Annotated in this window: 23 protein-coding genes and 2 pseudogenes; 13 read left to right on the plus strand and 12 right to left on the minus strand. The window is 71.3% G+C overall.

What is annotated here, in order from left to right:
- Nucleotides 1-12: 12 nt before the first annotated feature.
- From SSNG_RS29760 to SSNG_RS29790, 7 genes and pseudogenes are all read left to right on the plus strand, one after another.
- Nucleotides 13-1,268: pseudogene (locus SSNG_RS29760) on the plus strand (MFS transporter).
- Nucleotides 1,265-2,086, plus strand: a complete 822-nt coding sequence (locus SSNG_RS29765; RefSeq protein ID WP_007267649.1) for a methyltransferase domain-containing protein — start codon at nucleotides 1,265-1,267, stop codon at nucleotides 2,084-2,086. Before SSNG_RS29760 ends, SSNG_RS29765 begins: the two are co-directional and overlap by 4 nt.
- Nucleotides 2,083-3,648: an ABC transporter substrate-binding protein gene (locus SSNG_RS29770; RefSeq protein WP_007267650.1), complete on the plus strand. Its 1,566-nt coding sequence runs from the start codon at nucleotides 2,083-2,085 to the stop codon at nucleotides 3,646-3,648. The genes SSNG_RS29765 and SSNG_RS29770 overlap by 4 nt, the downstream gene beginning before the upstream one ends.
- Nucleotides 3,636-4,592, plus strand: a complete 957-nt coding sequence (locus SSNG_RS29775) for an ABC transporter permease (protein WP_007267651.1) — start codon at nucleotides 3,636-3,638, stop codon at nucleotides 4,590-4,592. Before SSNG_RS29770 ends, SSNG_RS29775 begins: the two co-directional genes overlap by 13 nt.
- Entirely contained in the window at nucleotides 4,589-5,398 is an 810-nt protein-coding gene (locus SSNG_RS38225) for an ABC transporter permease subunit (protein WP_007267652.1), read from the plus strand. The genes SSNG_RS29775 and SSNG_RS38225 overlap by 4 nt, the downstream gene beginning before the upstream one ends.
- Nucleotides 5,395-6,894 carry an ATP-binding cassette domain-containing protein gene (locus tag SSNG_RS29785; RefSeq protein WP_050779776.1) on the plus strand — a complete coding sequence of 500 codons (1,500 nt, stop codon included), beginning with the start codon at nucleotides 5,395-5,397 and terminating at the stop codon, nucleotides 6,892-6,894. The genes SSNG_RS38225 and SSNG_RS29785 overlap by 4 nt, the downstream gene beginning before the upstream one ends.
- A 101-nt stretch (nucleotides 6,895-6,995) precedes the next feature.
- Nucleotides 6,996-8,045: pseudogene (locus tag SSNG_RS29790) on the plus strand (HAD-IC family P-type ATPase); the annotation flags it as partial.
- A gap of 90 nt (nucleotides 8,046-8,135) precedes the next feature.
- Here the strand turns inward: SSNG_RS29790 and SSNG_RS40385 are convergent.
- From SSNG_RS40385 to rpmF, 11 genes are all read right to left on the minus strand, one after another.
- Nucleotides 8,136-8,891, minus strand: a complete 756-nt coding sequence (locus SSNG_RS40385) for a class I SAM-dependent methyltransferase (protein WP_007267655.1) — start codon at nucleotides 8,889-8,891, stop codon at nucleotides 8,136-8,138.
- 48 nt (nucleotides 8,892-8,939) lie between these two features.
- Entirely contained in the window at nucleotides 8,940-10,139 is a 1,200-nt protein-coding gene (locus SSNG_RS29795) for an aminotransferase class V-fold PLP-dependent enzyme (RefSeq protein ID WP_042802260.1), read from the minus strand.
- Nucleotide 10,140: 1 nt separating this feature from the next.
- Complete coding sequence (locus SSNG_RS29800; protein ID WP_007267657.1) at nucleotides 10,141-11,460, minus strand: pyridoxal-phosphate dependent enzyme; 1,320 nt, start codon at nucleotides 11,458-11,460, stop codon at nucleotides 10,141-10,143.
- Nucleotides 11,457-12,920: a diaminopimelate decarboxylase gene (locus SSNG_RS29805; RefSeq protein ID WP_007267658.1), complete on the minus strand. Its 1,464-nt coding sequence runs from the start codon at nucleotides 12,918-12,920 to the stop codon at nucleotides 11,457-11,459. Before SSNG_RS29805 ends, SSNG_RS29800 begins: the two co-directional genes overlap by 4 nt.
- Nucleotides 12,921-13,063: 143 nt before the next feature.
- Nucleotides 13,064-13,609 (minus strand): GNAT family N-acetyltransferase, encoded by a 546-nt coding sequence (locus SSNG_RS29810; protein ID WP_007267659.1) that lies wholly within the window; start codon nucleotides 13,607-13,609, stop codon nucleotides 13,064-13,066.
- Between the two features lie 33 nt (nucleotides 13,610-13,642).
- Nucleotides 13,643-13,879 carry a 30S ribosomal protein S18 gene (gene rpsR / locus SSNG_RS29815; protein ID WP_007267660.1) on the minus strand — a complete coding sequence of 79 codons (237 nt, stop codon included), beginning with the start codon at nucleotides 13,877-13,879 and terminating at the stop codon, nucleotides 13,643-13,645.
- 54 nt (nucleotides 13,880-13,933) lie between these two features.
- Nucleotides 13,934-15,046, minus strand: a complete 1,113-nt coding sequence (locus tag SSNG_RS29820) for a GTP-binding protein (protein ID WP_050779943.1) — start codon at nucleotides 15,044-15,046, stop codon at nucleotides 13,934-13,936.
- Nucleotides 15,047-15,072: 26 nt separating this feature from the next.
- A complete protein-coding gene (locus SSNG_RS29825; RefSeq protein WP_007267662.1) occupies nucleotides 15,073-15,321 on the minus strand; it encodes a type B 50S ribosomal protein L31 in 249 nt (82 codons plus the stop codon).
- Between the two features lie 25 nt (nucleotides 15,322-15,346).
- Nucleotides 15,347-15,511 carry a 50S ribosomal protein L33 gene (gene rpmG / locus SSNG_RS29830; protein ID WP_007267663.1) on the minus strand — a complete coding sequence of 55 codons (165 nt, stop codon included), beginning with the start codon at nucleotides 15,509-15,511 and terminating at the stop codon, nucleotides 15,347-15,349.
- A 96-nt stretch (nucleotides 15,512-15,607) separates the two neighbouring features.
- Nucleotides 15,608-16,792: a GTP-binding protein gene (locus SSNG_RS29835; protein ID WP_007267664.1), complete on the minus strand. Its 1,185-nt coding sequence runs from the start codon at nucleotides 16,790-16,792 to the stop codon at nucleotides 15,608-15,610.
- Nucleotides 16,793-16,796: 4 nt separating this feature from the next.
- Nucleotides 16,797-16,967, minus strand: coding sequence for a 50S ribosomal protein L32 (gene rpmF / locus SSNG_RS29840; RefSeq protein WP_007267665.1), 171 nt, complete (start codon nucleotides 16,965-16,967; stop codon nucleotides 16,797-16,799).
- A 166-nt stretch (nucleotides 16,968-17,133) separates the two neighbouring features.
- Here rpmF and rpmB point away from each other — a divergent pair, with 166 nt between their 5' ends.
- The 3 genes from rpmB (at nucleotide 17,134) to SSNG_RS29855 (ending at nucleotide 19,019) form a co-directional block, all read left to right on the plus strand.
- Nucleotides 17,134-17,370 carry a 50S ribosomal protein L28 gene (gene rpmB / locus SSNG_RS29845; RefSeq protein ID WP_007267666.1) on the plus strand — a complete coding sequence of 79 codons (237 nt, stop codon included), beginning with the start codon at nucleotides 17,134-17,136 and terminating at the stop codon, nucleotides 17,368-17,370.
- Nucleotides 17,370-17,675 (plus strand): 30S ribosomal protein S14, encoded by a 306-nt coding sequence (rpsN, locus tag SSNG_RS29850; RefSeq protein WP_007267667.1) that lies wholly within the window; start codon nucleotides 17,370-17,372, stop codon nucleotides 17,673-17,675. The genes rpmB and rpsN overlap by 1 nt, the downstream gene beginning before the upstream one ends.
- Nucleotides 17,676-18,206: 531 nt before the next feature.
- Complete coding sequence (locus SSNG_RS29855) at nucleotides 18,207-19,019, plus strand: DUF2182 domain-containing protein (RefSeq protein WP_007267668.1); 813 nt, start codon at nucleotides 18,207-18,209, stop codon at nucleotides 19,017-19,019.
- A gap of 72 nt (nucleotides 19,020-19,091) precedes the next feature.
- On the opposite strand, the gene SSNG_RS29860 is transcribed toward SSNG_RS29855, so the two are convergent.
- Nucleotides 19,092-19,715 carry a DUF1326 domain-containing protein gene (locus tag SSNG_RS29860; protein WP_007267669.1) on the minus strand — a complete coding sequence of 208 codons (624 nt, stop codon included), beginning with the start codon at nucleotides 19,713-19,715 and terminating at the stop codon, nucleotides 19,092-19,094.
- A 378-nt stretch (nucleotides 19,716-20,093) separates the two neighbouring features.
- On the opposite strand from SSNG_RS29860, the gene SSNG_RS29865 reads away from it, so the two are divergent.
- From SSNG_RS29865 to SSNG_RS29875, 3 genes are all read left to right on the plus strand, one after another.
- Nucleotides 20,094-21,299, plus strand: a complete 1,206-nt coding sequence (locus SSNG_RS29865; protein ID WP_007267670.1) for an FAD-dependent oxidoreductase — start codon at nucleotides 20,094-20,096, stop codon at nucleotides 21,297-21,299.
- A 66-nt stretch (nucleotides 21,300-21,365) separates the two neighbouring features.
- Entirely contained in the window at nucleotides 21,366-22,316 is a 951-nt protein-coding gene (locus SSNG_RS29870) for a sigma-70 family RNA polymerase sigma factor (protein ID WP_007267671.1), read from the plus strand.
- Between the two features lie 149 nt (nucleotides 22,317-22,465).
- Nucleotides 22,466-23,026: a DM13 domain-containing protein gene (locus tag SSNG_RS29875; RefSeq protein ID WP_007267672.1), complete on the plus strand. Its 561-nt coding sequence runs from the start codon at nucleotides 22,466-22,468 to the stop codon at nucleotides 23,024-23,026.
- Nucleotides 23,027-23,039 lie beyond the last annotated feature (13 nt).

The raw sequence follows: 23,039 nt of genomic DNA on the forward strand, positions 1-23,039 counted from the left end.
ATGCTCACCTCGATGCGAGGCTTCCCCCTCGCCGTCCGCCTGCTCCTGGTCAACCAGCTCGGCGTCAACACCGGCTTCTACCTGCTCGTCCCGTACCTCGCCACCCACCTCTCCGACGACCTCGGGCTTTCGGCCGCCGTGTCGGCGTCGTCCTCGGGCCTGCGCAACCTCAGCCAGCAGGCCTGTTCCTGATCGACGACTCGACGCCGACCGGCTCGACGCCCGCGGGAGTGATCATCGCGAGGTGCGCGCTGCGCACGATGGGATTCGGTCTGTTCGCCCTTGGCGACAGCCTGCCGCTGCTGATCGCCGCGTCCATACTCAGCGGGCTCGCGGGGGCCCTGTTCAACCCCGCCGTGCGGACCTACGTCGCCCAGGAGGCGGGTGAGCGCAAAGCCGAGGCGTTCGCGCTGTTCAACGTCTTCGCCACGACCGGGGCGCTGCTCGGCCCGCTGCTGGGCACCCTGCTGCTCCTCGTGGACTTCCGGGCCGCCGCCGTCACCGCGGCCGGCGTGTTCGCCGCCCTGACCCTGGCCCAGCTGCTGGTGCTGCCTGCCCGTGAGGTACCGGCCCCCGACACCGGTGTCCTCGCCGACTGGCGCGAGGCCGCGGGCAACCGTCGCTTCCTCGCGTTCTCCCTCGCCATGGTCGGCATGTACGGGCTGGAGAACCAGCTGTACCTGCTGCTGCCCCGGGCGGCGACCGATGCCTCCGGCTGGGGCGGCTCGGTCGGCCTGCTGTTCCTCGCCGGGACCGTCGCCAACCTGCTGTTCCAGCTGCGCATCACCCGGGCCCTGAAGGCCCGGGGGAGCAGGGGGCGCTGGATCGCCACCGGCCTGGGCGTCATGGGCCTCGGATTCCTGCCCCCGATGCTCGTGGCGGGCACCGCCACCGCGCACCCGCTGCGCCTCCTGCCGGTGCTCGCCGGGGCCCTGCTGCTGCACCTCGGGGTGATGGTCGCCCAGCCCTTCGTGATGGAGCTGATACCGGCCTTCGGCCGCGCGAACCTGACCGGCACGCTCTACGGCCTCTTCTACGCGGTCTCCGGCATCGCGGCCGCAGCCGGCAGCGCGGCCATCGGCTGGTCCATGGACACGGCCGGACACACCGGCCTGACCTGGCTGCCGTACGTCTGCTGCCTCGCTCTCGGCCTGGCCTCGGCCGTGGCCGTCGCACATCTCCAGCGACGACGCCTCCTGCCCGTGGGGCAGGCACCCGATCCGACGGCCCACGCTCACCCCGCACGTCCCCGAAGCGAGACCCGATGACAGCCACCACCAGCGGCAACCTGCTCACCGACCACCCCGAGCTCTACGAGGAACGCTTCCCCGACCCCGAACGGCTCGCCGCCCGCTGGACCGAGGACGTACTGGCCCGCCACGGGGCCGGACCCCGCGTACTCGACGTCGGCTGCGGCACCGGCCGCGACGCCGCCTGGCTGCACCACCGAGCCGGCCGCGAAGTCACCGGCATCGACACCTCGCAGGCGATGCTGGCCCACGCGGGGACCCACAACCCGGGCCCCGCATACCGCCTGGCCGACATGCGCGAGTTCGACCTCGGAGCCACCTTCGACGCGATCGTCTGCCTCGACAGCGCCTTCCTCTACTGCCACACCAACGAGGACCTGACCGCCTTCCTCGCCCGCTGCCGCGCCCATCTCGCCCCGGGCGGGCTGCTCGTCGCCGAAATGCGCAACGGCGCCTTCTTCCTCGGCAACACCGAACTCCTCGACGGGCCGCACACCGCCTCCTTCGCCTGGCGCGGCACCACGTACACCTCCCACACCACCCTGTGGATCGACCACGGCGCGCAACTCCTGCGCCGCCGGAGAATCTGGACCGCCGAAGACGGCTGCCCACAGGAGGAACAGCGCTCCGCCTGGCGCCTGCTCTTCCCGCAGGAAATCCGGTACTTCCTCACCACCGCAGGCTTCGAGGTCCTCGCGCTGCACGACGGACCCGGCCCCCGCACCGAACCGCCGTGGAGCGAGGGCGGGGCCCCGCACGGGACCACGAGTTCCGACCGCCTCCACCTCGTCGCCCGGCTCATGCCTCACCCCAGTAACGGAGACACCCCCGCATGAACGACGTCCGCTCCAGCCTCGCCCGCAGAGGCTTCCTCCTCGCCACCGGCGCCACCGCCCTCGCCTTCACCGCCGCCTGCGGCACCGGCACCACCACCCCGGACGCCAAGAACGCCGCCGAGGGAGCCCCCAAGCAGGGCGGCCGACTGCGCGCCGCCTTCGCCGGCGGTGGTGCCAACGAGACCCTCGACCCGCACGCCGCCAACCTGTTCGTCGACGCCGCCCGTGCCAAGGCCCTCTTCGACAAGCTCGCCGACTTCGGCGCGGACCTCGCTGCCGTCCCCAGGCTCGCCGAGCGCTGGGAGCCCAACGAGGGGCTCGATACCTGGCGCATCACCCTGCGCAAGGCCGCCTTCCACGACGGCAAGCCGGTCACCGCCGAGGACGTCCTCTACAGCTACCGCAGGATCGCCGACCCCAAGGGCACCTTCCGGGCCAAGGCATCCCTGGAGCCCATCGACCTCGACGCGAGCCGCGCGGTGGACGCCTCCACCATCGAGTTCAAGCTCAAGCGGCCGTACGCCGAATTCCCCAACGTCCTCGCCGCCTTCGGCGCGTACATCGTCCCCAAGGACGCCAACGCCTTCGACAAGCCCATCGGCTCCGGCCCGTTCAGCTTCGTTTCCTTCACTCCCGGCAAGTCTCTGGTCGTCAAGCGCAACGAGGCCTACTGGGAGGGCGCCCCGCACCTGGACGAGCTCGAATTCGTCGTCGCCGGCGAGGAGTCGGCGCGCGTCAGCGCCCTGCTCGGCGGTCAGGTCGAGTACGCCCACGAGCTGAACCCCGCCACCGCCCGCACCCACGAGGGCAAGGGCAAGATCGAGATCGTCCGGCTCCCGGGCAGCGCGATGCAGGGCTTCGTCATGAAGACCGACCGCCCGCCCTTCAACGACCCCAGGGTCCGTCAGGCCTTCTTCCTCATCGCCGACCGCAAGGAACTCGTCGACGGGGCCCTCTCCGGCGCCGGCGAGATCGGAAACGACCTGTTCGGCAAGGGCTACCAGTACTACCCCGCAGGTCTCCCTCAGCGCACCCAGGACCTCTACAAGGCCCGCGCCCTGCTCAAGGAGGCCGGGGCCGAGGGACTCAAGGTCACCCTCGACACCGCCCCCGCCGCCACCGGCTTCGTCGAGGCCGCCGGCATCTTCAAGGAGCAGGCGGCCAAGGCCGGGGTCACCGTCGAGATCAAGGTGGGCAACAAGGACACGTACTGGAAGGACATCCTGAACAACGGCACCTTCGCCTCCTACCGCTCGGGCGCCATGCCCATCGAGTCCCACATCTCGCAGCGGCTGCTGACCGGCTCCACCACGAACGCCACCAAGTGGCAGCAGAAGGACTTCGACGACCTGTACCAGCAGGCCCAGTCCACCCGCGACGTCACGCAGCGCGGCGCCCTCTACGAGCGGATGCAGCGCCGGCTGTACGACGAGGGCGGCTTCCTGATCTGGGGCTTCGCCGACTGGATCATCGCCACAGCGCCCAAGGTGCACGGGGTGTCGAAGACGGCCCCCGCCAACACCCTCGACTGGGCCCGCTTCGACAAGATCTGGCTGGCGTGACACCGCACCTCTCGTGGATGGGCCGCCGCCTGCTCCTCGGCCTGGGGCAGACGGCGGCCGTCGTCCTGTTCGTCTTCGCCCTCACCGAGGCGCTGCCCGGTGACGCGGCCGTCGCGCTCGCCGGGGACCAGCCCGATCCCGCCCGCATCGCCCGCATCCGCGAGACGATGGGCCTGGACCGGCCCGCCGCCGAACGCCTCGCCGACTGGGTCGCCGGCCTCCTGCACGGCGACCTCGGCACCTCCCTGATCAGCGGACGGCCCGTCACCGGCTACCTGACCGCAGGCCTCGGACCCACCCTCCTCCTGGCCGCGGCGACCCTCGCCCTGCTCGTCCCCGTCTCGGTGGGCCTCGGGGTCCTGGCGGCCCGCCGCGAGGGCGGCCCGCTGGACCGGACAGTCAGCGCCCTGACCCTCGCCGTGCACGCCGTACCGGAATTCGCCGTCGGGGTGCTGCTCGCCACGCTCTTCGGGCTGTGGCTGGGCTGGCTGCCGCCCACCGCCGTCGGCGCCGACGTGTTCACCGAGCCCGCCGTCCTGATCCTGCCCGTCGTCGTTCTGCTGTCGCGGCCCGTGTGCACCATCAGCCGCCTCGTACGCGCCGGGATGATCGACGCGATGGCATCGCCGTACGTCGCCCAGGCACGCCGCTACGGAATCTCCGGCGCCCGGATCAGCTGGACCCACGCCCTGCCCAACGCGCTCGCCCCCGCCACCCAGCAACTGGCCCGTACCTGCGACTGGCTCCTCAGCGGAGTGATCGTCGTGGAGGCCCTCTTCGTGATCCCCGGCCTGGGCACCGTCCTCATCGAAGCCGTCGCCGCCCGCGACATCCCCGTCGTCCAGGGCATGGCCGTCGTCTTCGGCATCGTCACCGTCGCGCTCAACCTCGCCGCCGACCTGGCCGCCCGCCGCTTCGCACCCCGATCCGAGGTGGCGGCATGAAGCAGAAACCCACGAGGTCCCTCCTCGCCCTCGCGCTGATCGGCCTCCCCGGCCTCCTTGCCCTGGTGGGCCCCTTCGTGGCGGGCCCGGCCGGTCCCCGCTCGGTCTCCTTCGCCTCCGGCGACGGGCACTGGCTCGGCACCGACTTCAGCGGACGCGACGTCTGGCAGCAGGTACTCCTCGGCGGCCGCTCCGTCGTCCTCGTGGCGATCGCGGCCACCGCCCTCGCCTACCTCGTTGCCATCCCGCTGGGCCTCACCGCAGCCCTCACCCGCCGCACCTGGCTGGAAGAAGCACTGATGCGCCCCCTGGACGTGGTCATCGCGGTCCCCTCCCTCCTGCTGGTGCTGCTCGTCGCGGCCACCCTCACCCCGGGACCCGCCGGACTCACCGTCCTGGTCGGCCTGGCCGCCGTACCCGACGCCGCCCGGGTCGTGCATGCGGCGGCCGTCGAGATCTCCTCCCGGCCGGCCGTGGAAGCGCTGCGCATGCAGGGCGAATCCTGGTGGCGCACGGCCATCGGGTACGTGGCCCGCTCCATGCGCCGCACCCTCGCCGCCGACGCCGGAATCCGGCTCACCGGAGCCCTCTACCTGGTCGCGACCGCCGCTTTCCTCGGCGTGGGCGTACAGCCGGACGCCGCCGACTGGGCGGTGATGGTCGACCGCAACCGCACCGGCCTGTTCCTCCAGCCCTGGGCCGTGGTCGTGCCGGCCCTACTCATCGCGGCCCTGTCGATGGGCACCAACCTCCTGTTCGATGCCGCCCTCCAACGGCGCACCCCCCAGAAGGGAGCGAGACGATGACCCTCGTCGCAGAGGTACACGACCTGCGCGTGGAGATCGGCGGGCGGCCGATCGTCGACGGCGTGAGCCTCGCCGCGCACGCGGGCAGGATCACCGCCGTCATCGGCCCGTCCGGCAGCGGGAAGACCACCACGGGGCTCGCCCTCCTGGGCGAATACCCGGCCGGCGCTGTCGTCGACGGCGAGGTCCACACACCCGCGGGCCCGGTCGGATACGTACCCCAGCACCCGGCTTCCGTTCTCAACCCCGCCCGGCGCGTCGGCGCCCTGCTCACCGACATCACCGCCCGCCAGGGAGGCGACCGGCGAGAGCGCATGAGCCGCATCGAACAGGCCCTGAGCCTCGCCCAGATTCCGAACCCCGACACCGTGTTGCGCCGCTTCCCGCACCAACTCTCCGGCGGACAGCAGCAGCGGGTCGTCCTGGCCCAGGCACTCTTGCTGGGCGCCCGGGTCATCGTCGCCGACGAACCCACCACCGGCCAGGACGTCCTCACCAAACAGGGCATCGTGGCGGAGCTGGCCGCCGTGGCCGCACAGGGCATCGCCGTCATCCTGCTCAGCCACGACCTGGACGTCGTACGGAAACTCGCCGACGAGGTCGTGGTGATGCAGGCCGGGAAGGTCGTCGACCGAGGACCAGCGTCATCCGTCCTGGAAGGTCCCGTACCCGAGAAGCCGCGCGTTGCGCGAACGCCCCGCCCCCGCGGCCGCATGCGCCTGGAGACGCGGAACCTGACTGCACGGCACCGGACCGTGCAGGGAGCCGCCGAGGTGCTGAGCGACATCGATGTCTCGCTCGCGGCAGGGGAGTGCCTGGCGCTCGTCGGCCGCTCCGGGAGCGGCAAGACCACCCTCGGACGCTGCCTGGCCGGGCTGCATCGCGCGTACGAGGGCACGGTCCTGCTCGACGGCATGCCGCTGCCGCGAAGTCTCCGTTCCCGCACTCGAGCCGAACTGGCCGCAGTGCAGTACGTGTTCCAGGACGCGAAGGCGGCCTTCGACGAGCACCGGCCGATCCTGGACCAGGTCGCCCGCAGCGCGGTACGGCTCCGCGGAGCTGTGCCGGGGGACGCGCGGCGTACGGCCCTGAGCACCCTCGACGGGTTCGGCCTCACCGAAAGCCTTGCCGGGCGCCGCCCCGCAGAGCTCTCCGGCGGCGAACTCCAGCGAGCGGCGTTGGCCCGGGCCCTGCTGGCCGGGCCACACGTCCTCATCTGCGACGAGATCACCTCCGGCCTCGACACAGCGACACGGACCACCATCCTCGACTCCCTCGCCCGGCTCAGGGAAACCAGCGAACTCAGCCTGGTCTTCATCACCCACGACCTCACCGCCGCCGGAGCCCTCGCGGACCGGATCGCGGTACTCGACGCAGGCCGGATCGTCGAGGCCGGCCCGGCCGATCAGCTGATCGAGAAGCCGCAGCACACCGTCACCAAGGAGCTGCTGTCCGCCTCGCTCACGGCGCTGCCAGACCCCGCGCCGCGATGCTGAAGGCACCGGATGGCGCTCGGCCACCAAGTGGAGGACGCGACCACACGGGGAGACACTGGAAGTGATGACCGTTTCGGTTTCCCTCCGGCAGGGAGGACGCCATGCGCGTCTCCTCAGTCCGTGGTGCGGGCGCGCTCGTCGGGGCCGACTCCGTCGGCGCGGACGCCACGGTCGGCAGGATCATCAGCCGGGTCGAGGAAGCCCAGTCGGACCGGGCCCCGATCCAAACCGTGGCCACCCGCTTCACACAGCGCTTCGTCCCCGTCTCCTTCGCCCTGGCCGCAGTCACCTACGTAGTCACCCGCGACGCACGACGCGCGATGACCATGCTGCTCATCGCCTGCCCCTGCGCGGCGGGACTCGCCACCCCGACCGCCATCAGCGCCGCCATCGGCAACGGCGCCCGCCGTGGCACCCTCATCAAGGGCGGCACCCACCTGGAAGGCATCGGCCGGGTCACCGCGGTCGTCTTCGACAAGACCGGCACCCTCACCTTCGGCCGCCCCCTGGTCACGAGCGTGGTGACCCTCAACGAGAAGGTCACCGCCGACGAGGTGCTGAGCCTGGCCGCCTCCGGGGAACTGCACGCACGCCACCCGCTCGCCCAGGCCATCGTCGCCCGCACCGAGGAACAGCACCTCCACGTGCCGATCCACCAGGCGTGCGAAGTCGTCCTCGGGATGGGCATGCGGGCCGAACTCGACGGCACCCGCCTGCTCGTGGGCAGTCCCGCCCTCCTGCGCCAGCACGGCGTGGCCCTCACCGAGGACGCACGGGACTGGACCGAACGGCTGCGCGCCGGCGGTGAGACCGTCATCTGCCTGGCCCACGACAAGGACCTCATCGGCATGCTCGGCGTCTCCGACGCCGTACGGGCCGGCGCCGAGACCGTCATCCAGCAGCTGCGTGACCTCGGAGTCTCCCGCCTGATCCTGCTCACCGGCGACGCGCCGGAGACGGCCCAGGTCGTCGCCGACACCCTCGGGATCACCGAAGTCCACGCCCACGCGCTCCCGGAGGCCAAACTCCAGCTGATCCGGGACCTACAGGCCGAAGGCCACACCGTGGCCATGGTCGGCGACGGCACCAACGACGCTCCCGCCCTCGCCCTGGCAGACGTCGGCATCACCATGGGGGAGCACTCCTCCCACGTCACATTGGAGACCGCCGACATCGCACTCGCCGGCGGATCCATGAATCCCGTTCTCGCAAAGGTTTCGCCGCCGACGATGAGGCCGTTCTCAGCGCACGGCCACCAGAACGTGGCTGTTGCCGAACTGCCAGACGGTTCCGGCATGCCCGAACCCCGCCTCGCGCAGAAGCTCGATGTGCCCGGAGACGGAGAGGTCGTTGCCCTCGCAGGGCGGGTGGCGGTGCTCTTCCGTCCGGTCGGGCAGCACGGAGAGTTCGGGGTCGGCCGTCGCGCCGGCCCACCAGGTCTGCCAGTCCTCCTGGGCGAGGGCCTGGCACCGTTCGGATCGGCGCCGGCCGATTTCGTGGGCGAGGTCGTGGATGGCCGCGGAGTCGGGGTTGATGTGGTCGCCGTTGACGAACACGCCACCGGGACGAAGTCGTTCGGCCAGCTCGCGGTACACCTGGCGCAGCGTTCCCTCTCCGAGGTAGTGCAGGGCGGTGGTGGACACGGCCGCGTCCAGTGGCCGGTCCAGGGCCAGGGTGTCGAGCCAGCCCGGGGCCCCGATCGTGACCTCGACGTAGCGCAGGGCGGTGCCGTAGTGGGCCCTGCCCAGTTCCAGTAGGAGCGGGTCGGCGTCCACGGCCAGCACTTCGGCCGCCGGCAGGCGGGCGGCGAGGCGGGAGGCCAGCGCTCCCGGGCCGCTGCCCAGGTCCACGACCAGCGGGTCGGTGCGGCCGCGCGAGACGTGCTCGACCACGTCCGCGATGACCGTGAACCGCTCCTCGCGGTCGATCGCGTAGCGCTGCTGCTGGCCCTCCCAGCGCTCCACCCACTGCGCCGCCACCGTTGTGCTCATGACCATCGTGATCGAACTGCCTCCGTCGCCGCGCTCTCACCCTGCTCATGAAAATCATTGCAGTTCGGTGAGCAGGGTCAGCAACTCCTCCACCTCTTCGGGTGTGTTGTAGAGGTGCAGACTGACGCGTACCGAGCCATCGCGTACACTCCGCCCGGCCTGGCAATGGTCGTCGGAGCGCACCATGAAACCGCGGCTGAAGAGGATGAAGCCCAAGTCCTGGGCGCTGATCTCACGGTGCCGGAAGGTCACGATGCTGCTCCGGCGCTGCACGGCGGAGTCCGCCGCGAGGCTGGTCCGGCAGCCGAGCACCTCGTACGCGTCCAGTCTGCTCAGCCCGTCGGTGAGCAGCGATGCCAGCGCCGTGGTCCAGCGCTCGATGCGGTCGGTTCCCGCGGCGCTCAGCCAGCCGAGAGCGGCCGCCAGGCTCGCGATCCCCGCCGTGTTCGGGGTGCCCTGCCAGCCGCCGGGACGGAAGGCGGGGCCGCGCAGCCCGCGTGCCCAGACGGCGCCGGTTCCGGGAAGGGCGAGTGCCTTGTGCCCCGAGAAGACAAGGAAGTCCACGTCCAGAGCAGCCACCGACACCGGCAGGTGCCCGATGCTCTGCGCCGCGTCCAGACAGATGACCACGTCCGGACCGACGGCCTCGCGGATGCGGTGCACGTTCATGTCCGCGCCGTACACGTGGTGCACGTGGGTCGCGGCCACGAGCCGGGTGCGCGGCCCCGTCGCCCGGGCGAGAGCCTGCGGATCGTAGTCCCCGGAGCCCTCCTGGCACGGCAGCTCCCGCACGAGGACCCGTACGCCCTGCCGGGCCAGCAGCTCCCGGGCCTCCAGCCAGGGCGCGAGGTTCGCCTGATGGTCCGCGTAGGGGACGACGATCTCGTCACCGTCCTCGACGAGCCCCGGCAGCCAGTCCCGCGCCACCGTTCGCAGCCCCTCGGAGGCCCCGCTCGTGAAGTGGACCGACGAGCGTTCCGGGGCCGGATCGCCGAGGAATTCCTTCACCCGTTCGCGGGTGCGTTCCACCAGGGAGGTCGTGGTGTTCGCCCACGGGTAGGAGCCCCGCCCGGCGTTGGCGTTGGACGTCGTGAGGTAGGTGTGCACGGCGTCGAGGACCGCCTGCGGCTTCTGCGCGGTGGCGGCGCTGTCCAGGTACGCCAGCTCCGGATTGCCGACCACGATGGGGAACTGGGCGCGCAGCGGACGCTGCCACGAGGCGAGGGACTTCAGTTCGGTGGCGGGGTCCTCCATGTCAGTCCCGGACCAGTGGTGCACCCGCGTCCCGCCAGGCGACGATGCCGCCGGCCAGGCTCCGTACGTCGGGATGCCCCATCCGGGTCAGCAGGGCCGCGTACCGGGCGGACTTCTCGCCGACCGGGCACGCCAGCAGCACCGGCCGGCTCGTGCTGAAGGGCATTCCGTTCCGCACGAGCTCGTCGAAGAGCTCGTCGACGATGTTGACGGAGCCGTCGATGTGAAGGGCGGCGTACGCGAACGGCCCGCGCAGGTCGACCACGAGCGGGCGTCCGCTCCCGATCCACTTCTGCGCCTCGTCGACGGCGATGGCCGTGACCTGGCCCAGGTCCGCCGCTGTCAGCGTGGTCAGGGAGTTCTTGACCGCCGGGCGGCCGAACAGCTCGGGCCGGCGTGCACGGACGTAGCCCAGGTAGCTCTCCGCCCGGTCGCACACGATGAAGACCGCCGTACGGCGCTCCGTCAGCTCGGCGTCCAAGGGGCGGAGGTGGCGCAGGGCGCCGAGATACGCGGCTCCGCCCGTCGGTCCGGCCAGCAGCGCGCAGCGCCGCAGCAGGGTCACCATCCCGTCGAGGGCCTCGCCCGTGCTGACGGTCTCGATGGCGTCGTAGACGGCTGGGTCGAAGAGGCCGACCTCCTGCACCTCGTCGGCCGTGCGGATGCCCGGGACGAAGTCGGACTTCTCCCCGACCAGGCCGATGACACGGACGGCCGGGTCGTGGGCGCGCAGCGCGGAGGCGACGCCGGTGGACGACCCGGCCGTGCCCACGCAGGCGATGAACCAGTCCGGGGCACGGCCGTCCAGGTCGGCGATGATCTCGGGACCGGTGCCCTGCGCGTGGGCCTCGGCGTTGAGCGGGTTGAAGTACTGGTCGGTGTGGAGGTGTGCGTTGCCAGGGCGGCCGAGCCGCTGGTGGAAGACGGTCAGCGGATCATCGGTGGCGGTCGGGTCGAGGCATTCGCTCTGCCCCGGCAGCTCCTCGATCTCGGCGCCCAGCAGCAGGAGGAGGTCCTTGACCTCGGGGATGCGCATGCGGTTCGTGACGCTCTTGAAGGGCAACCCGTGCAGGCCGCCGATGAGTGCCAGGGCCTTGGCGGTGTTCCCGCTGGACAGCTCGACGATCGTCTCGCCCCGCTCGGCCGCCCCGGCCAGCCCCGCGCGGACCATGTTCCAGGCGGCCCGGTCCTTGAGGGAGCCGAAGGGATTGAGCATCTCCAGCTTGGCGTAGAGGTCGATGTTGCGCAGTCCGTGCACGTCCGGATCGATGCGGACCAGCGGGGTGTTCCCGATGGCCTCGGTGATGCTGTCGTACCTCATGCCCGTTGTCCCCCCGTATCCAAGACCGGCCAGTACTTCTCGTCGAGACACCAGCGCCAGGACCCGCCCTCCTCTCTGACGGCGACTCTGCGGGCCGAGGGCTGCTGCTGGGCCGCGGTGGCGGTGAAGTCCATGCAGTAGCCGGCCGTGTTGGGGAAGGCGAGGAGGTCGCCGGGCTGCGGCAGGTCGGGAAGGAAGACCGTCCTGCGGGTGATCAGATCGGACTCCAGGCACAGGTTCCCCGCGAGGTGCACCCCGACGGGTCGGCCGACCCCGGGCGCGCCGTCACGGCGCAGCAGTACGGGGTCCACGAGGATGCCGTGCTCTTCCAGTCCGACGTCGCCGGAGTTCATGGCGAGCCGCACCATGGCCGGACCGCCGCCCGACGCCCTCACCTCCAGGACTTTGCCGAGGGTGACTCCGCACTGGTCCACCAGGGCGCGCCCGGGTTCGGCGTACAGGTCGCACAGGCCCTCCAGCAGCAGGGTGCCGAGCGGGCGGCCGAGGCCGGGAGCGGGGCAGGCCAGGAGCTCATCCAGGTATCCGGCACCCGCGACCGGGCGGTAGGCGGGGTAGAGGCCCAGCGCACCTTTGAGGGTGCCCTTCTCCGCGCGTAGTCCGTAGCCGTGCCCTCCCCAGGTCATGGGGGTGTGCTTGCCCAGCACGGCCTGGGTGAGCGCGCTCGTGTAGCGCTCCCACTGGTCCGCGTGAGCCAGGTAGCTGATGCCGAAACCTCCGCCGACGTCGACCGCCCGCGGCCCGAAGCCGCGCAGCCTCAGCTCCTCCACGGCGATCAGGCACCCTTCGAGCGCCGTCGCCTTCTCGTCGAGGCCGGTCGTGTCGAGGTGGTAGCCGACGCCGATCGGCTCCAGCTCCTCCTTGAAGGATTCCAGGGTGTCGAGGAGCCGGCCGAGGGCCTTGAAGGAGGTGCCGAACCGGCTCGTGCGGGAGAGCGTCCTCGCACCGGAGGTCTCGAACTCGGACAGGCGCAGCAGGATCCTCAGCCGCGGCAGGCCGTGGCTCCGGACGAAGCCGGCGGCTTCGACCAGCTCGCCGATCCCGTCGGCATTGACGATCGCACCGGCTCGCGCGGCCAGCCACAAGAACTCCGGGTCCTTCGGGCCGGTCACCATCACCTTGTCGCCGGTGAAGCCGGATCCCAGCGCGTGCTGCAACTCGGCGAGGGAGGCCGCGTCCAGCCCGGCTTCGGTCGTCGTCAGACGGCGCACCAGAGCGCTTGACCGGTTCGCCTTGTGCGCGAAGAAGACCCGACCGGAGAGCTGGTGCCCGCGCAGCACGGAGCGGAACGCGCCCAGGTTCAGAGCGATCTGATCAGGGAGCAGCACATTGAGCGGGGATCCGAGCCCGTCCACCAGTGACTGCAGAAAGGAGCCCGACCGCAGGAGCGACGCCATCGCCGCACTGAGCCGAGGTTGCAGGTACAAAGGCGCGTCGCTCATGCCGGCTGTGCCTCCCCGACGAGGAATGCAGGCTTGCTCTCAGCGTTCGGCCGTACGGCTTGGCTCCATCATGAGCCCCCTTCGGGCCGACTCTCCAGGGGGCGGGCCGGATTCCGCTCCGGCATCGGCCGGAACGGGCCGGTTCACAGGCTGAGGCTCATGAGGATGTCGTCACGGTCGTCTCCCGGTGCCACGCGCAGCGCACCCGGCCACCGGCCCACCTCCACCCACCCGAGCCTCCCGTAGAACTCCTCCAGGCGGAGCCCCGCCCGCGCGCTGAGCTGCAGCCGTTCCAGGCCCATCTCCTCGCGGGCGACCACCCGCACCCGCTCCATCAGCGCCGCGCCGATCCCTCGGCCGCGGAAGGCCGGGCAGGTCTGGACGTGGTTGACGACACCGCAGTGCGCGATCAGAGGGTGCGGATCGCGCCGGAGGACGAGCCAGCCCGCGAGGGTGTCCCCGTAGGCGGCGACGAGGATCCGGCTGCGCTCCGGCTCGAGCCCGGCGATGAGCCGATCCACGACCGGGGCCACATCGCGCGCGCTGACCGGCGGCATCGGGAATTCAAGCGCGATGACCGCACCGCCCGTGTTTGCCACGGCCACCCAGCAGTCGATCAGTTGCCGCCTCAGGCCGGCGGTCAGCGCGTCGGGCCGGACCGCCTGGAGGAATCGGGGGGATTCGGGCATTGGCATGCCGATCAGCCTGCCAGACGGCGGCCGCTATCGCCCGGCGTACGGGAGCAGGGCCATCTCCCTGGCGTTCTTGATGGCGAGTGCGAGCCGGCGCTGCTGCTGCGCCGTGACACGGGTGACCCGGCGGCTGCGGATCTTGCCGCGGTCGGAGATGAACTTCCGCAGCAGGTCGGTGTCCTTGTAGTCGATGTAGGTGATCCCTGCCGTGTCCAGCGGGTTGGGGCGGGACTTCAGGGGCTTGCTGGGGGAGGGGCGGCGGGCCATGGGTGTTCCTCGGGGGTACGGGGCTTCGGGGTGTCGGTAAGCGGGGTGGAGGGGTCAGGAGACGGAGTCGAGCAGGGGACCGAAGGCGGCGGGGAGCTGCTGCCACGCTTCCCGCCCGGCCGCGTACTCGGCTTCGGTCAGGAGGCAGGACTCCAGGAGCTGTTCGATCCCGTCGCGGTCAAGGCCGGGCGAGGTGAAGACCAGGTGCTGGCAGCAGTCGCCGTGCTCGGGGTCCCAGTCGAGGGCGGCCGCGGCCTGACGCATGGCGGGGACCAGGTCCCAGGCGGCGTCGGGGAGCGAGGCCAGCCAGGGGCCGGCGTTCTCCACGCACAGCGCGCCGCCCGCGGCGTCCCAGGCGAGGAGGGTGTCGGGCCGGTCGGCGAGCCAGAACCGGCCGCGGCTACGGGCCGCAGCGCAGGTCAGGTCCTCCAGGGCCTGGTAGAGCCGCTCGGGGTGGAACGGCCGCCGGCGCTGCCACACGAGGGTGGCAACCCCCGCCTCGTCGGCATCCTGGGGGAGGAGCGCGCACGCGGGGTGCTGCGCGGCGGCGGCCGTCTCGACGTCGAATCCGGCGAACGCCAAGCGGGTGAGTTCGCTGGAGCCGGTGGGCACCTGGCGGGCCGTCGGGTGCAGCTGGGTGAGCAGGGCGCGGTCCTCGTCGTCGGCCTCCTCGCTGTCGGCTATCGCGAGGACCGGCGCGTATTCGAGCTGGCGGGCCCAGGTGTCCCCGACGGTCCGCTGGTCGGTGGCCGCGGCGGCGAGTCCGGCCTCGCTGAGGTCGTCGCCGTTGCCGAGGCAGGGCAGGACGAGGGCCGGGTCGACGGCCGTGATCACGTTGGTGAGTTCCAGGACCTCACCGGCGTGGGCGGCCACGACCTCGGCCATGGCCCGGGGCTCGACCGAGTCCCAGAGTTCCACCACGGCCAGGCGGGTCAGCCCGCCCGCGGCCAGTCGCTCCAGCTCGGGGACGAGGTCTTCGCGCAGGGCGCAGCAGGCACAGTCGTTGACCAGCGGAGTCTCGTCGGCGGAGATCGCACCGCCCGAATCGCGCAGCGTGCGAAGTACGTTGCCCGCGGCCGCCGAGGACAGGTCGTGGTGCAGGGCGATGCTTCCCGGCACGGCGCGCAGCAGGTGTTCGACGGCCTCCCTGCGGGCGTCGGCGTGCATGCCGCCCACGATCACGACGGGGAGGGTCACTTGTGCCCTCCGTAGCGGCGCTCGAAGCGCTCGACGCGTCCCGCGGTGTCGAGTACGCGCGCGGTGCCGGTGTAGAAGGGGTGGCTCTGCGAGGAGATCTCGACGTCGATGACGGGGTAGGTGTTGCCGTCCTCCCACTCCACCGTCTTGCTGCTGGTGGAGGTGGAGCGGGTCAGGAAGGCGAAGTCGGCAGCCTTGTCGCGGAAGACGACGGGTCCGTAGGCGGGGTGGATTCCAGGCTTCATGGGTTGCCCTTTCTTGGGGAGGGGGTCAGCGCTCTTCGCGGAAGTCGACGTGCCGGCGGACGACGGGGTCGAACTTCCGCAGCACCATCCGGTCCGGGTCGTTACGCCGGTTCTTGCGGGTGACGTAGGTGTAGCCGGTGCCGGCGGTGGAGCGGAGCTTGATGATCGGGCGTACTTCGTTGCGTGCCATGGCCTCAGTATACGAGAATGGGAATCGTTTTCAATAATGGTTTAAAAGCCGGGCCGGACGGTGCCGTGGCTGCGACCACCGTCCGGCCCGGAGTCTTCAGGCGGCCGCGCCCGCGGCCGGTCCGTGTTCGTGCTCGCAGGCGTCGTCGATCCCGTATGTGTCCCAGTCCGGGAAGTCGTCCACGGCGGGCACGGCTTCGCCCGGGCCGAGGAGGCAGGCCTGGAGCGCTGCGCGCAGCGCTTCGGCGCGCAGGTCCGTGCCGATGAAGACCAGTTCCTGACCCTGCACGGCGTCCGGTCCGCGGGCGCCCGAAGGCTCGAAGCGGGCCACCGCGCCGGCCTGCGACCACAGCCCGGTCACCCGGGGGCGGCTGGCCAGCCAGAAGAAGCCCTTGGAGCGCAGGATCCGCCCGAACGTTCCGCTGTCGAGGCCCTTGGTGACGAAGGTCCACAGCCGGCCCGGGTGGAAGGGGAGGTCGGAGCGGAAGACCAGCGAGGAGATCCCGTACTCCTCGGTCTCCGGGACGTGGTCGCCGTTCAGCTCCTTGACCCAGCCCGGGGCCTGCTGAGCGCGCTCGACATCGAACAGGCCGGTGCCCAGCACCTGTTCGAGGGTCACCTGCCCGCGGACGGCGGGAACGATCCTCGCCTCCGGGTTGAGCCGCGCGAGGGTCGCGCGCAGCCGGGCGACCTCCGTCGGCCCGACCAGATCGAGCTTGTTGAGGACGATGACGTCCGCGAACTCGATCTGGTCCACGAGGAGATCGCTGACGGTGCGCTCGTCGTCCTCGTACTGGTCGAGCCCGCGGGCGGTCAGTTCATCGCCGCCGGCGAGTTCCGGCAGGAAGTTCGCGGCGTCCACGACGGTGACCATGGTGTCGAGACGGGCGAGGTCACCCAGGGTGGCGCCGTCGTCGCGCGGGAACGAGAACGTGGCCGCCACGGGCATCGGCTCGGAAATCCCGCTGGACTCGATGAGCAGGTAGTCGAAGCGCCCCTCGCGGGCCAGCCGGTCGACCTCCTCCAGGAGGTCGTCGCGCAGGGTGCAGCAGATGCACCCGTTGGTCATCTCGACCAGCCGCTCCTCGGTGCGGGAGAGGGCGGCCTCGCCGCCGCGTACGAGCGCGGCGTCGATGTTGACCTCGCTCATGTCGTTGACGATGACCGCGACGCGCAGGCCCTGGCGGTTGCCCAGTACGTGGTTGAGCAGAGTGGTCTTGCCTGCTCCGAGGAATCCGGACAGGACGGTCACCGGGAGCGGAGTGTCGGTCGGGCGTGCCATCGGCTCAGCCCTCGGGGCGCAGCAGGCCGCGTTCGTACGCCTTCACCAGTCGCTGCGGAACCTGGTACACGGAGCCGTCGACCGTGATCGGGACGAGCTGCGGCGTCGTGGCCTTCCACTGGGCCCGGCGGTGGCGGGTGTTGCTGCGGGACATCTTCCGCTTGGGGACGGCCATTGGAGCTCCTGGGGTGTCGAAGTGTTCGGCGCGAGCCTATATGAAAACGACGACCATGTTCAATACGGCTCCCTCCTCGGCGCCCCCGCTGTCGGCGGTGGGCTATATTGGCAATGGTTTCCATTACCAATATGCTTTCCCTTCGAGCGAGAGGCAGGTTCCCCCCTTGTCCGCCCACTGCCAACTGATCGGCGCCCAGCCGGGATTCGGCAAGAACATCTCCCACTCGCACCGGCGTACTTCCCGCCGTTTCGATCCCAACATCCAGAGCAAGAGGTACTGGCTGCCCAGTGAGGGCCGCCACGTCCGCCTGAAGTTGAGCGCGAAGGCGATCAAGACCGTCGATGTGATCGGCGTCGAGGCCGCCGTGGCAAGGATCCGCGCCCGGGGGGTGAAGGTCTGATGGCCAAGCAGAGCAAGATCGCGCTGAACGAGAAGCGCAAGAGGGTCGTCGCCCGGTATGCCGTACGGCGCGCCGATCTGAAGGAGATCATCCGCCGGCCCTCCTCGACGGCCGCCGAACGGGAAGCCGCCGTTGCGGAGCTGCGCAAGCAGCCCCGCGACGCCAGCGCGACCCGTGTACGCAACCGGGACAGCGTCGACGGCCGGCCCCGCGGGCACCTCCGCAAGTTCGGGCTCTCCCGGGTCCGGATGCGCGAGCAGGCCCACGCCGGGTTCCTCCCCGGAGTCACCAAGTCGTCCTGGTAGTGACCGCGCGTCCGGCGAGAGCCCGCGGGCCCACATCTCCGGCGGGGTGTGGGCCCGCGTCTCGCCCCGAGAGCGGGGTGCCGGGGCGTAGGGCGCGCAAAGCCGTGCCGTTCCTGAATCGCCGGCCTGCGTCGGGTTGCCGGCGCCCGGCCGGGATGGGTCCATGGAGGGGGCATCGGACGGTGGCGGATGGGCATCGACGTGACGGCCGAACGGGTGATCCCGCTGCCGTGCGAGCGGGGCGGCCTACGCCATGGACTGGCGCCATGACCCGGAGTGACGTCGACGTGGCCGTGGGCGTGACCGCCGTCGTCGATCCGGAGCCGTCCGTGGTGGAGCAGCCGCTGGACGCCCCCGGCGATCTCGTGGGGCCGGCGAGGTGCGTCAGCCGCGCGCGCGGACCGCGTCAGGAACGGCTCGATTCATTCCTCACCTCCAGCGTGCGCCTGGACCGCGGCGGCGGCCGGGCGGCGGGAGGGTTGCCGTCACCGGGATCTGTGCTGTGCTGGAAGGGTCCGACGGGAGTGCGACATGCGTACGGTTCAGCGGCAGGGTACGAACGACCATCCGTTGCGGGGCGGAGTGCTGCTGCCGGTCCGGGACCTCGTCGTGGCCTGGTCGCTGATCGTCGTGATCGCGGCCCTGGCCTGGGTGCTGACCGTGGGACAGGCCCGGGACATGGGGGTCGGGCCCGGCACGATGGGGATGGCGCTGCCGCTGTTCCTCCTGCTGTGGCTGGCGATGATGGCGGCGATGATGCTGCCGTCCGTGGCCCCCGTCGCGGTGACCTGGGCCAAGGGGATCGCTCGCCGGTCCAGCGGGGCCGTGCGGGCCCTGCGTACCACCGAGTTCATCTGCGGCTACCTGATCGCGTGGACGGCGTTCGGGCTGCTCGCGTACGGCGGACTGGCGCTGACGGGCAGCCTGGTCGAGCGGGACGCGGACGTCGGGAAGTGGATCGGGGCGGCCGCGTTCGCGCTGGCCGGGCTGTACCAGCTGGGCCCGCTGAAGGACATCTGCCTGCGGCACTGCCGCAGCCCCATGGCCCAGCTGATGCGGTACGCCTCGTACCGGCCGCGGCTGCGGGACCTGCGGGTGGGGCTGCACCACGGTGCGTACTGCGTCGGCTGCTGCTGGGCGCTGATGGTCCTTCTGGTCCCGCTGGGCGTCATGAACATCGCGGCGATGGCGGGGGTGGCGGCGCTGATCTTCCTGGAGAAGCTCTGGTACCGGGGGCCGCTGCTGGCACGGGTGGCAGGCGTCGCGTTCCTGGTGCTGGCCGTGCTGGCGCCCTTCCAGGACTGGCTGCTGCCGGGCCTGCGGACCCCCATGGCGCCCATGTGAACAGCTTGCCGGCCGGCCGGGTCGTCGGCACACCTGCCTGTCGGCGCGGGCCCCGACCCGCCAGTGGTTCGGTCACATCCTTCCTGCGGGTGCTCCTGCCTCCTGCGCGCTGCTGAAGACGAAGTCGGACTGTTCGCCGTAGGCCGGCTCGAAGGTCAATCCGAAGGCGGACGAGGAGCCGGTGGTCCGGCCGATCTCGTACTCGGGGGCGAATCCGAACATCGCGTTCTTCACTGTGGTCGGAGTCCCGTCGGCGCCGCGCAGCGGCTCGTACGAGACCGTGGAGCGGCCGGCGACCGTGGCGCCGGGGTCGTCACCGTCGGTGACCTTGACTTCGCCCCGTTCGGTGCCGAGGAATTCGCCGACGAACTGGGCGAGCTCTCCGAGGGGACCGCCTTCGCTACCGGAGAGGATCTTGCCCACCGCGTCTGCCTGGGTGTCGCTGGCGCCGCTGTCGATCACGACTCCCACCTTCCAGTCGCCACTCGTGAGGTGGGAGGGGAAGTAGTTGTAGAAGGCGAAGTCGACCCCCGCGAGGTCGGTGTCGTCCAGGCGTCCTTCGACGATGTGGAACGCCGCGAAGCCGCGGCACTCGGTGCCGCCCTTGCCGTCGTTCGGCTGCGCGTCGACCGCGCATCCGCAGAGTACGGCGCACGAGCAGCTCGCAACGTAGTGCCCCGAGATCGTGTACGTCATGGAATCTCTCCTCTCGCCCACTGTCCGCACCGCCCGATCCGTCAGGACGGTGCCGGGTCTCGGTGCGGTGGGGGTGAGCGGGATGAGGCATGACGTCCTCTGCTCCGCTGGTGCGCGAAGCTGGTTCTTCAACGTTAGGCACGCGTGCCCGGGGCTGTAAACCATCCGCGCCGGCCGGTCGTGAGCGGGGTGGACGGGGTGGTTCTCGCCCGCAGCGGTCAGGCATACGAGATCGGAGCGGTGGCGCGCTCGGTGCGCGGACGCCGTCAGGTGAGGCTCCCGCCGTCCTGTGACGCACGTCACGTGCGGTCCCTGTCAGGAATCGGGGCGCTGTCCCGCTCAAGTCCCCGAGAGCGAACGAACCGACGGGAGAAACTCATGAAGCACCGCATCGTCGTCCTCGGCGCCGGGTACGCAGGGGCCTACGTGGCCGGGACCCTGGCGCGTCGGCTGGCTCCGGCGGACGCCGAGATCACCGTGGTCAATGCGGAGCCGGACTTCGTCCAGCGGATGCGGCTGCACCAGCTCGCGGCCGGCCAGGAGGTCGAGGCTCCGAGGCTCGCCGACGTCTTCGCGGGGACGGAGGTACGGCTGCGCGTGGCCCGTGTCACCGCCCTCGACCCCGAGCGCCGGGTCGTCGCCCTGGCCGATGCCGGCGCCGACGGCGGCGGCGAGCTCGGCTACGACACGCTGCTGTACGCGCTCGGCAGCCGCGGCGCCGACCACGGAGTCCCCGGCGTGGCCGACCACGCCTTCGACATCGCGGCCCGGCCTTCGGCGCTGCGCCTGCGGGAGCGCCTGGACGGCCTGGAGGGGCGCGACGGGGGTGGCGGCGTGCTGGTCGTCGGCGACGGGCTGACGGGCATCGAGACCGCCACCGAGATCGCCGAATCCCGGCCCGGCCTGTCGGTGACGCTGGTCGCCCGCGGTGAGCTGGGTGCCGCGCTCTCCGCCGGAGCCCGCGGCCATCTGCGCCAGGCGTGCGCCCGGCTGGGCGTCACGGTCCTGGAGCACACCACTGTCGAAGCCGTCGAAGCCACGCGGGTGCTCTGCGCCGACGGCACCGTGCTGGCGTCCGACGCGACAGTGTGGACGGCCGGGTTCACGGTCGGCCCCCTCGCCGCCGCGAGCGGTCTCGAGGTCACCGACGACGGTCGGATCGCCGTGGACCGCACCATGCGGTCGGTCTCGCACCCGGACGTCTACGCCGTCGGTGACAGCGCCTACGCCGTAGGTGACAACGGCCGGCCGCTGCCGATGTCCTGCGGTTCGGCCGGCTACACCGGCCGGCAGGCCGTGGAGGCGGTCGTGGGCCGTCTGACGGGTCGTGAGGTCCCGAACGCCAAGCTGGAGTACCTGGGCAACCACATCAGCCTCGGGCGGTTGGACGGGATCCTGCAGATGGTCGACGCGGAAGGGCGGGCGAAGCCGAAGTTCATGGGCGGCCGGAAGGCCGCGCGGATCAAGAACGGCATCGTCGGGATGGCGCTCTGGGCCACCTCGCACCCGACCTTCGGCATGCCCAAGCGCAAGCACCGCCTGGCCGCCGCGCAGAACGTGCCCGCCGAGAAGGCGGTCGCGTAACTGCCCGTCCGTGCAGGCCAGATGGCCCGAGCAGAGCCTTCTACCGCACCGTTTAGGGTGGTCCGCATGGACAGCACCGCCACTGATCGTTTCGACACCAGCCGGTTCGAGGCCGACCGCGCGCGACTGACCTCGCTGGCGTACCGGCTCCTCGGCTCCGCCGCCGACGCGGAGGACGCCGTGCAGGACGCGTTCCTGCACTGGCAGGCCGCCGACCGGCAGCGGATCCGGGTGCCGGAGGCATGGCTGACCAAGGTCGTCACCAACCTGTGCCTGGACCGGCTGCGCTCGGCCCAGGCCCGCCGCGAACGCACCGCCGGCGCCTGGCTGCCCGAACCGCTCCTCGACGGCGACCCGATGCTCGGCCCGGCCGACACCTTCGAGCAGCGCGAATCGGTCTCCCTGGCCGTGCTGACGCTCATGGAGCGACTGACACCCGTCGAGCGGGCCGTCTACGTCCTGCGCGAAGCGTTCTCCTACGGCCACGCCGAGATCGCGGAGATCCTCGACGTCACCGAGTCCGCGAGCCAGCAGCACCTGCACCGGGCCCGGCGCCGCGTCACCGCCGCGCGCAGCGGCGGCGAAGTCGACCCGGCCGCCGCCCGCAGGATCGTCGAGGAGTTCCTCGCCGCTGCCTCCTCGGGCCGCACCGAACGACTGGTGGCGCTGCTCACCGACAACGTGATCGCGATCTCCGACGGCGCCGGCCTGACGGAGAAGCTGCTGCGGTACGAGACTCCGCAGCGCGTCGCCGCTGTCGCCCGGGCCGGTTTCAAGCCCACCCCCGCGAAGCGGCGACTGGCCGGCGGCACGCCCGCTGTCCACTACGCGCTCGTCAACGGCGCCCCCGCCGTCCTCTTCGTGGTCGGCGACCAGATCACCGGAACGGTGACCTTCGACATCGCAGACGGCAAGATCGCGACCGTGCGCGGCATCGCCGCCCCCGCTCGCCTCACCCGCCTCACCGAAGCCTGGCGTCAGCACGGACCGGACACACCGCTCGTCGCCCAGTGGTGACCCGGCGCGACACGTCGCCATTCCGCGCCGGTGGGGACCCGGTCCGCCCGATGCCGTAAGCCTTTCGTCATCGGGCGGGGCTGTCCGGCGGGCGCTCGATCGCCTTGAATGGCGGACGAAGGCGAACAGCGGACCGGAGGAGGGGCGTCGTGGGGCGCGGCACGAGGAGACAGTGGTGGGGCGCGGTGGGCGTCACGGGTCTGGCGGTGGCGGCGGCCGGGCTGCTGTGGTTCACGCCCTGGGCGCTGTGGGTGGATGAGACGGTGAACGAGGCGCTTCCCTCCGCACATGCGACCTCGCAGGCCCCGACGACGGGTGCGCCGCCTTCCGCGTCGGCCACGCCCGCACCGTCCGGCCCGGTCACCGTCGCCCAGGGCAGTTTCATCAGCCACGAGCACGCCACCACGGGTGTGGTGAAGGTGGTCCGGCTCGCGGACGGCACCCACACGCTCCGCCTCGAGGGCCTGGACACGAGCAGCGGCCCTGACGTGCGCGTCTGGCTGAGCGATGCCCCCGTGAAGGAGGGCAAGGCGGGGTGGGGCGTCTTCGACGACGGGAAGTACGTCAACCTCGCCAAGCTGAAGGGCAACAAGGGAGACCAGAACTACCCGCTGCCCGCGGATGTCGACTGGTCGAAGTATCCGAGCGTCAGCATCTGGTGCGACCGGTTCGACGTCTCCTTCGGGGCTGCGGCGCTCACCCGCACCTGATACGGGCTTCTTG

It is taken from the genome of Streptomyces sp. C (assembly GCF_000158895.1).
GTDB lineage: Bacteria > Actinomycetota > Actinomycetes > Streptomycetales > Streptomycetaceae > Streptomyces > Streptomyces racemochromogenes.